This window comes from Paracoccus wurundjeri (assembly GCF_030678915.1).
Taxonomy (GTDB): domain Bacteria; phylum Pseudomonadota; class Alphaproteobacteria; order Rhodobacterales; family Rhodobacteraceae; genus Paracoccus; species Paracoccus onubensis_A.
The window spans coordinates 80,052-87,516 of record NZ_JAUUTZ010000020.1; the positions used below are offsets into that span (position 1 = coordinate 80,052).

Below are 7,465 nucleotides of genomic sequence, written 5' to 3' on the forward strand. Positions count from 1 at the left end.
GAAGCGGGGTAGAGTCGCTTCTGCCGTCTAACATGTCGTTATTTTGGCTTTTTTTGCAGCCCCTGGGTCATTGTGATACGAATGTGAATAGTGAGTGAGCGTTGTGTGAGGTTTTCCGATCGATAGCAACGCTGAATCGACCCGATCGACACATAATGAGAAAGGGACGCATGTCAGATCAAACTCCAAACCCGCCCGGTAAGGACCCTAAAAAGGGACATAAAGGCCGCCCCGGCGATGAGCGGCGAGAACGCGAAGTTCTGAGCGGTCGCCACGAACCGGAGCCAATGCCCGATACTGGCCAAGAGGCTATGCCAGCGCCGGAAGGGCCGACCGAGATCATCAAGACATCATTTCAGGTCGGACAGGATAATATCGAGGGTGAAGCACCGTTTCCGTTCGATATTCATAATCCGGTCTTTGTGATTTCCGCAGGCGCGGTTGTTCTCTTTACGGCCATTACGATCATCCTGCAATTTGCTACATCCGTTCCGCCGATAGACGGCGCGGAGCAGGTAAGTGGCGTGCAGGTGGCATTCGAAGGAGTGCGCGATTGGGTAACATCGACTTTTGACTGGTTCTTCCTGATTGCAGGCAACATCTTTGTGTTGCTTTGCCTTGGGCTGATCGTGACGCCTCTGGGCAAGGTCCGCCTGGGCGGGCCCGAAGCAACGCCAGACTTCACGATGATCGGCTGGTTCTCGATGCTTTTTGCTGCCGGTATGGGCATCGGCCTGATGTTTTATGGCGTCAGCGAACCGCTGGGGCATTTCCAGGCCGCCTTCACTGGCCCGGTCGTGGAAAACGGCGTGCGGACGGATTGGGCGCCTCTTGGCGGCGCCGCCGGGGACGAGGCTGCCGCGCGGAGTCTGGGTATGGCGGCGACGATCTTCCATTGGGGGCTTCATCCCTGGGCGATCTATGCTGTGGTGGCGCTGTCGCTTGCGCTGTTTGCCTATAACAAGGGCCTGCCCTTGACGCTGCGCTCGGTATTCCATCCGTTGCTTGGGGAGTCCGTCTGGGGCTGGCCGGGGCATATTATCGATGTAATGGCAGTGCTGGCGACCCTGTTCGGTCTTGCGACTTCGCTGGGTATCGGGGCCGAGCAGGCAGCGGCCGGGTTCGCGTTTCTTGGCATGTTTGAAGCAAGCGATACCGCTAAGGTGGTTCTGATTGTAGCGATTACCGCCGTGGCAACCATGTCGGTGGTCCTTGGCGTCGAAAAAGGTGTCAAGCGCCTGTCCGAGCTGAATATGGGTTTGGCGGTAATACTGTTGTTCTTCATCATCCTGGTCGGACCAACCGGCGAGATTATCGGCGGTTTCTTCAGCAGCCTGGGTGCTTATGCAAAGGAAATCGTGCCACTGTCGAATCCGTTCGGGCGCGATGACGACAATTTCCGCCATGGCTGGACGGCGTTTTACTGGGCATGGTGGATCAGCTGGTCTCCCTTTGTCGGCATGTTTATCGCCCGCGTGTCGCGTGGCCGCACCGTGCGCGAATTCCTGATCGCCGTGCTGATCGTGCCGATGCTGATCTCGGTTCTGTGGATGACTGCGCTTGGCGGCACCGCGATTACCAAGACGATCGAAGGGATTAGCACCATCGGCGACGCGGCGCTGGAAATCCAGTTATTCGAGATGCTGCTGCATCTGCCGCTGACCACCATCACCAGTGCGGTGGGGATCATTCTGGTCATCGTATTCTTCGTGACCTCGTCCGATTCCGGTTCATTGGTGATCGATACGATCTCGGCGGGTGGCAAAGTCAATGCGCCGGTTCCGCAGCGGATTTTCTGGTGCACGATCGAGGGTGTCGTGGCGCTTGCCTTGTTGTTGGGCGGCGGTCTGGGCGCCTTGCAGGCGATGGCGGTTTCGACCGGCTTGCCCTTTACGCTGGTGCTGCTTGGCGCAAGCTGGGCGACGGTCAAAGGGCTGCTTGCAGAGCGGCGAGAACTTGCCTGAATTTACCTTCTTAGAGATCGGAACGGGCGGGATTTTCCTGCCCGTTCTTGTTTTATTGTCTTATGGGTGCGAAAACCGGGAATAACGATTCCGAAGGACTGCCAAGATGAGCGATATTGCCGCCAGTGAACGCCGCCTCAGCGCTGCACTCGACCGGATGGATCAGCTTCTGGATTCGAGCGTTTTTCCGGGGGAAAGAACCGGAGCTGTCATCCCGGATCCGGATATTAGCCAAGAACTCGCAGCGGTAAGGGCAGAGAATGCGCAACTCCGCGCCGAGATCGACGAATTGCGCCGGGCAGGAGAATCCGTCGCTGCCACAACTTCCGAGGCCGCGGTTGACGAACGTCTCGCAGACGCGGGCGAGCAGGCGGCCCGGCTTGCAGCGGCGAATGACGATCTGGCTGCGGCCAACCAGGCCCTGATCGAGACTGTCTCGGGGCAGGGCGATGCGGATGCGGTTACCTCGATCCGGCAGGCTTTGGAGGCCGAACTGGAAGCGTTGCGTGCGGCGCGTGCTGCCGAGATTTCCAACCTTGGTGATATCATCATGGAACTTGAAAGGCTGCTGCCCGATGATGATGGGGTATCGGCATCCGGTGGGCACACGGAAGGGGATGCGGATCGGACCGGGGCGGGCGGTGCTGCCGAGAATCGGCAGGGTGTCTTTTCCGCGGTTTACGATGATGCATCCAATGACGGTGACGATACCGGGCAGGAGGACAAGTAAATGGCGGAAGTGGAATTCACGATTGGCCACAAGGAATACCAGCTTCGCGCTCAGGATGGCGAAGAACGGTTGCTTGAACGGGCTGCCGCGGTGCTGGATAACGAAGCGCGGCAAATCCTCGAGCAAGCGGGGCGTATGCCGGAACCGCGCCTTCTGCTGCTTGCTGGTCTGATGCTGGCGGACCGTTTCGTATCGCTGGAAGCCCGGGCGGAGAAGGCCGAACGCCTTGCCAACCGGCTGCAATCCAATCCGGCGCGGGTTGAGGTGCCGGTCATTCCCGCAGATCTGAAGGAAGCGATGGCCGAACTTGCCGCTCGCGCCGAATCCCTGGCCGAGCGGCTGGAGGAGCAGCGGGCGGGCTGATATCCTTCATCTGCCTTCGTCACCGGACATCCGATGTGATGGCCACTGACCGGAGACGGCCGCGTTAACCCTTGCCCAGAAATGCCGCCAATGTTTCGGCGACCGCTTCGGGTGCATCCGCATGCATCCAGTGTCCCGCATGTTTGATGCGCAGTAATCGGGCCTGCGGGAAATAGCTGCGGATCGCGGCCTCGCCCGCATCATCCACGTAATCAGACTCGGCTCCGTTCATGAACAGGGCCGGGCCGTCGAAACTGCCTTTCGGCAGATCCTCGGGCCAGCCGGTCGCCCGGTCCATGTCGTCCCGCAGGGCCGGCAGGTTCAATTGCCATCGCGGCGGATCGGATTTCAGATCGAGCGATTGCAAAAGAAACGCGCGCAATCCGTCACTATGGATATGCTCGGCCAGTCTGCGGTCGGCTTCGCTGCGGCGATCCACGCCGTTCAGATCGATGGCTTCCATCGCATCGATCAGATGGGTCTGGCTATGGTCATAGGTTACTGGCGCGATATCCATTACCACCAGTTTGCGGATCAGCTCGGGACGGGTCAGGGCCAGCATCATGGCGGCCTTGCCGCCCATCGAATGCCCGGCCAGATCGGCGCGTCCGCCCTGTGCCTCGATCACCTCGGCCAGATCACCCGCCATCGCGGCATAGCTGTGATCGGGAGTGTGGGGGCTGTCGCCGTGATTGCGCTGATCAACAAGGATGACCCTGCGATGTTCGCTGAGCCGGCGAGCGATCGCGCCGAGATTCCGCCCTCGTCCGAACAGACCATGCACCAGCAATATCGGCAGGCCCTGATCCTGCCCGGAAACGGTGAAATGCAGCTTCATATCTGTGATCCTAAGATGTCTGGCGCGTCCTTGCCATCCCGTTTATGACATTGCCATGAGCCGGAATGCACATTCAATCGATGATGTCCGTGAAATGAGCCACGAGATCGCGCGCCTGATGGCCGAGCGACTTGGCGGGATACGGCGGGGTGAAATGCCGGACATGCAGGTGATGCTGCGCCGCCGGGGCGGGTCTCTGCCGCGGAAACAGCGGCGGGCGGCAAGAGTTCTGGCCGAGGCGGAATTGCATAGCGCGCAACCGAAGATCGCCCGTCAGATGGATCTGAACGCCATTAGCCGGGCTTACAATTCCCTGACCGATTATCTGTTGCCTTTGGGCGGGATGAGCCGCTGGCGCAATCGGCTCCTGAATTTTGCTGCCTCTGTGACCCTTGGCCTGATCGTAGTCGCTGCGGTTGTGATCTGGCTTCTGGTCGAACGCGGATATCTTTGATCTGCAATTCCTGCAATGCAGCCTTGTCTGTGATATGCCTTGCCAATGCTGCGGCGCAGCATGATTGTGGCGCCGAAGCAGAAAGGATGCTCGATGAGTGATTCGCAGAATTTGCGGCCTGCCATTCTGGCCCTCGCATTGGGCTCGTTTGCGATCGGTACCTCTGAATTTGCGGCGATGGGGCTATTGCCGTATTTCGCCGCCGATCTTGGAGCGACCGAGCCTCAGGCCGGACATGTCATCAGTGCCTATGCGCTGGGTGTGGTGGTCGGTGCGCCGCTGACCTCGATCCTTGGGGCCAGGCTGCCACGCCGGCGCTATCTTGCGGTACTGATGGCATTTTACGGAGTGATGAACCTGCTGGCTGCGGTCCTGCCCGGGCTGGCAGTCCTGACCGGCACGCGGTTTCTGGCCGGGTTACCGCATGGCGGTTTCCTGGGCGTGGCGATGCTTTATGCGGCAGATGCTCTGCCGCGCGAACATCGGGCAAGGGGAGCCGCGCAGATTATTCTGGGGCTGACCGTCGCAAATATCGCCGGCGTGCCGCTGGCCGGGGCTTTGGGGCAGGGGATCGGCTGGCGCTGGGGATTTGCGCTGCCTGGGCTGCTTGCCTTGATCTCTGCCTGGACGATCCTGCGGCTGGCGCCCCGCGTGGGCGGAAATCCCGATGCACGACCCCTGGATGAGTTGCAGGCGCTGCGCAATCCGCGGGTGCTTTGGCTGCTGGCGGTAGGGGCTATCGGTTTCGGCGGGTTGTTTGCGGTCTATGCATTCCTGACGGCGGCGATGCTGGCGACGACGGATGCGCCGGGATGGGCGATTCCTTTGGCGCTTGCGGCCTTTGGGATGGGCGGCACGCTTGGTACCTGGGCAGTCGGTCTGATCACCGAGCGGCTGGGCCATATCCGCACGGCTTATATCAGCCTTGCCACCATGGGCGTGACGCAGGCTTTCGCGGCAATGGTAGTCGGAGATTGGGTGCTGATGATCCTTTCCTCTTTCCTTCTGGCGGCGGGCTCGGGACTGGTCATCCCCTTGCAGACCCGGTTGATGGATGTGGCAGGATCCGCGCAAAGCATGGCCGCCGCCATGAATCATGCGGCATTCAACGCCGCCAATGCCCTGGGCCCGTTTCTGGCGGGCGCGGCGCTTGCCGCCGGATGGGGCTGGCGATCCCCGGGACTGGTCGGGATTGCGCTTACGGCTGCGGGGGCGGTGGTGTTGACGCTGGCGGTCTGGCAGGATCGGGCAACTGCGGCACCGGAAGGCTGCGCATGATGACCCGGCGCGAATTCGAGGCGAACTCGCGCCGCCAGGTCACGTAGAACACGATGATTGTCGCCGCAATCAGAGCCCATGCCCCGCCAAGCCACGCCAACCCTCCAAGCGCGAAATAGACGCTGCGCAACCCGGCATTGAAACTGCGGGCGGCGGTGATATTCAGTTCTGCTGCCTGAGAGGCGCGTTCACGCGCCATCGGATGATCGATCTCATTCGGAACCGCCGCCATCATGATCGCGCAATAGCCGAATAATCGGTGGGACCAGACGAATTTCAGAAATGCGTTCACCACGAAAAACATCGGTACAAGCAGCTTGAACTCCCACAAAAGCGTATTGCCCTGTTCGAGTTCCAGCCCCTGAACGATGCTGCGCAGCCGGTCGGTATTGCCGATCAGGGCTAAAGTGCCGCCGATCGCGATCATGCAGGCCGAGGCGAAAAATGCCGTGCCGTCGCGCAGGCTGGACAGGATATTGCCGTCGAAGATGCGCGGGTCACGGGTGACAAAATGCTTCATCCATTCGCGGCGATAACGCATCATCAGCACCGAGACCGAGGGCTTTCCGGCGGGAGGGCTCTCGATGATCCAGCCCACGCCAAGCCATGCCGTGAAGAACAGCAGAACGGCCACAAGATCCGGTATGGTCAGGTTATTGGCAAAGGGAATATCCGTGAGCATGCTTGGGTCCAGAATTGCGATTAATCGTGCCTGCCGGATGTCTTGCCGATCCGGGTGTTCACTATATCACGGGTATAACGCCTATCGGAGTGCCGTTTATTCTGCATTCGATCGGAACTGTCCTGTTCGGTTTCCATGCTATCCGCCGTGATCCCTGTCACGCCCAGATGACAGGGAATCTTGAAGCGCCGGTTCTTCTCGGCCCTCCGTTGCGACCACGAGTTCAGCCAGCGCCGAAATCCGTGCATGCCATACCTCGCCATGTCGGTCCCCGTTATCCGCGCCAGACATCCGGACCGCAATATCCTTGTGTTGAAGCCGCGCGATCTGGCATTGCGCGATGGACCATATGAGTTTCCTGCCTGTGATTGTCCTGGAATACCGGGCAGGGACAGGCTGCCATCAAAGCCCGATGCGGGAAACGGGTCAAGATGATGGGAAAACTTTGTACAAGGCCTTGAAACCGCCGAATCCATCACCAGATTTTTGCCATCCGCGGCCGGAATGGCGCGGGTAAACCGCCCGCCCGGTCACCGGGGGGCAATCGATATAGCATCGCTTATGAAAGGATGTGACTGATGCGTAATCTTGACCTGGCTCCGCTTTATCGTGCCACCGTGGGGTTTGACCGCTTGGCCGATGTCATGGATCGTGCGCTTACCGCCGATCTGGCTGCGCCAACTTATCCCCCTTATAATATTGAGAAAACCGGTGATGACAATTACCGTATCTCGGTCGCTGTGGCCGGATTCAGTGCCGATGACCTGAGTGTCGAACTTCGTGACGGCGCTGTGATCGTTTCGGCGAAGAAAGCTACCGAGGACGAAGACCGCAACTATTTGCATCGCGGGATCGCCACCCGCGCTTTCGAGCGCAAATTTACCCTTGCCGATCATGTTCGTGTCGATGGCGCCAGCCATGTCGATGGCATGCTGCATATCGACCTCGTGCGCGAGATTCCCGAGGCGCTGAAACCTCGCCGGATCGAGATCGCCAAATCGGCCCCCAAGGTCGAGAAGCTGGACGCCTGATCGGTGTTTCGCGAAGGGGGGGGGGGGGGGGGGGGGGGGGGGGGGGGGGGGGGGGGGGGGGGGGGGGGGGGGGGGGGGGGGGGGGGGGGGGGGGGGGGGGGGGGGGGGGGGGGGGGGGGGGGGGG

Annotated in this window: 8 protein-coding genes; 6 read left to right on the forward strand and 2 right to left on the reverse strand. The window is 60.5% G+C overall.

Annotated elements, in window-relative coordinates; translation table 11 throughout:
- Nucleotides 1–287: 287 nt before the first annotated feature.
- The 3 genes from Q0601_RS17915 (at nt 288) to zapA (ending at nt 3,057) form a co-directional block, all read left to right on the forward strand.
- Complete coding sequence (locus Q0601_RS17915; RefSeq protein ID WP_305291259.1) at nt 288–1,964, forward strand: BCCT family transporter; 1,677 nt, start codon at nt 288–290, stop codon at nt 1,962–1,964.
- A gap of 106 nt (nt 1,965–2,070) precedes the next feature.
- Nucleotides 2,071–2,694, forward strand: a complete 624-nt coding sequence (locus tag Q0601_RS17920; RefSeq protein ID WP_305291260.1) for a hypothetical protein — start codon at nt 2,071–2,073, stop codon at nt 2,692–2,694.
- Nucleotides 2,695–3,057 (forward strand): cell division protein ZapA, encoded by a 363-nt coding sequence (gene zapA, locus Q0601_RS17925; RefSeq protein WP_305291262.1) that lies wholly within the window; start codon nt 2,695–2,697, stop codon nt 3,055–3,057.
- Between the two features lie 64 nt (nt 3,058–3,121).
- Here the strand turns inward: zapA and Q0601_RS17930 are convergent, their stop codons facing one another.
- Nucleotides 3,122–3,895 (reverse strand): alpha/beta fold hydrolase, encoded by a 774-nt coding sequence (locus Q0601_RS17930; protein ID WP_305291263.1) that lies wholly within the window; start codon nt 3,893–3,895, stop codon nt 3,122–3,124.
- 55 nt (nt 3,896–3,950) lie between these two features.
- On the opposite strand from Q0601_RS17930, the gene Q0601_RS17935 reads away from it, so the two are divergent.
- Both Q0601_RS17935 and Q0601_RS17940 read left to right on the forward strand, forming a co-directional pair.
- On the forward strand, nt 3,951–4,349 hold the full coding sequence (locus Q0601_RS17935) for a hypothetical protein (protein WP_305291264.1): 399 nt from the start codon (nt 3,951–3,953) through the stop codon (nt 4,347–4,349).
- 93 nt (nt 4,350–4,442) lie between these two features.
- Nucleotides 4,443–5,627: an MFS transporter gene (locus tag Q0601_RS17940; RefSeq protein WP_305291265.1), complete on the forward strand. Its 1,185-nt coding sequence runs from the start codon at nt 4,443–4,445 to the stop codon at nt 5,625–5,627.
- Here the strand turns inward: Q0601_RS17940 and Q0601_RS17945 are convergent.
- Nucleotides 5,548–6,309, reverse strand: a complete 762-nt coding sequence (locus Q0601_RS17945; protein WP_305291266.1) for a DUF599 domain-containing protein — start codon at nt 6,307–6,309, stop codon at nt 5,548–5,550. The two genes, Q0601_RS17940 and Q0601_RS17945, sit on opposite strands and share 80 nt — an antisense overlap.
- Before the next feature lie 578 nt (nt 6,310–6,887).
- Between Q0601_RS17945 and Q0601_RS17950 the strand changes: the two genes are divergently transcribed.
- Nucleotides 6,888–7,340: an Hsp20 family protein gene (locus Q0601_RS17950; protein ID WP_119747557.1), complete on the forward strand. Its 453-nt coding sequence runs from the start codon at nt 6,888–6,890 to the stop codon at nt 7,338–7,340.
- The last annotated feature ends 125 nt before the right edge of the window (nt 7,341–7,465 follow it).

Excerpts from the sequence above, each read along its gene's own strand:
- Q0601_RS17915 (WP_305291259.1), top strand. The coding sequence starts at position 288 with ATGCCCGATACTGGCCAAGAGGCTATGCCAGCGCCGGAAGGGCCGACC.
- Q0601_RS17920 (WP_305291260.1), top strand. The coding sequence starts at position 2,071 with ATGAGCGATATTGCCGCCAGTGAACGCCGCCTCAGCGCTGCACTCGAC.
- zapA (WP_305291262.1), top strand. The coding sequence starts at position 2,695 with ATGGCGGAAGTGGAATTCACGATTGGCCACAAGGAATACCAGCTTCGC.
- Q0601_RS17930 (WP_305291263.1), bottom strand. The coding sequence starts at position 3,895 with ATGAAGCTGCATTTCACCGTTTCCGGGCAGGATCAGGGCCTGCCGATA.
- Q0601_RS17935 (WP_305291264.1), top strand. The coding sequence starts at position 3,951 with ATGAGCCGGAATGCACATTCAATCGATGATGTCCGTGAAATGAGCCAC.
- Q0601_RS17940 (WP_305291265.1), top strand. The coding sequence starts at position 4,443 with ATGAGTGATTCGCAGAATTTGCGGCCTGCCATTCTGGCCCTCGCATTG.
- Q0601_RS17945 (WP_305291266.1), bottom strand. The coding sequence starts at position 6,309 with ATGCTCACGGATATTCCCTTTGCCAATAACCTGACCATACCGGATCTT.
- Q0601_RS17950 (WP_119747557.1), top strand. The coding sequence starts at position 6,888 with ATGCGTAATCTTGACCTGGCTCCGCTTTATCGTGCCACCGTGGGGTTT.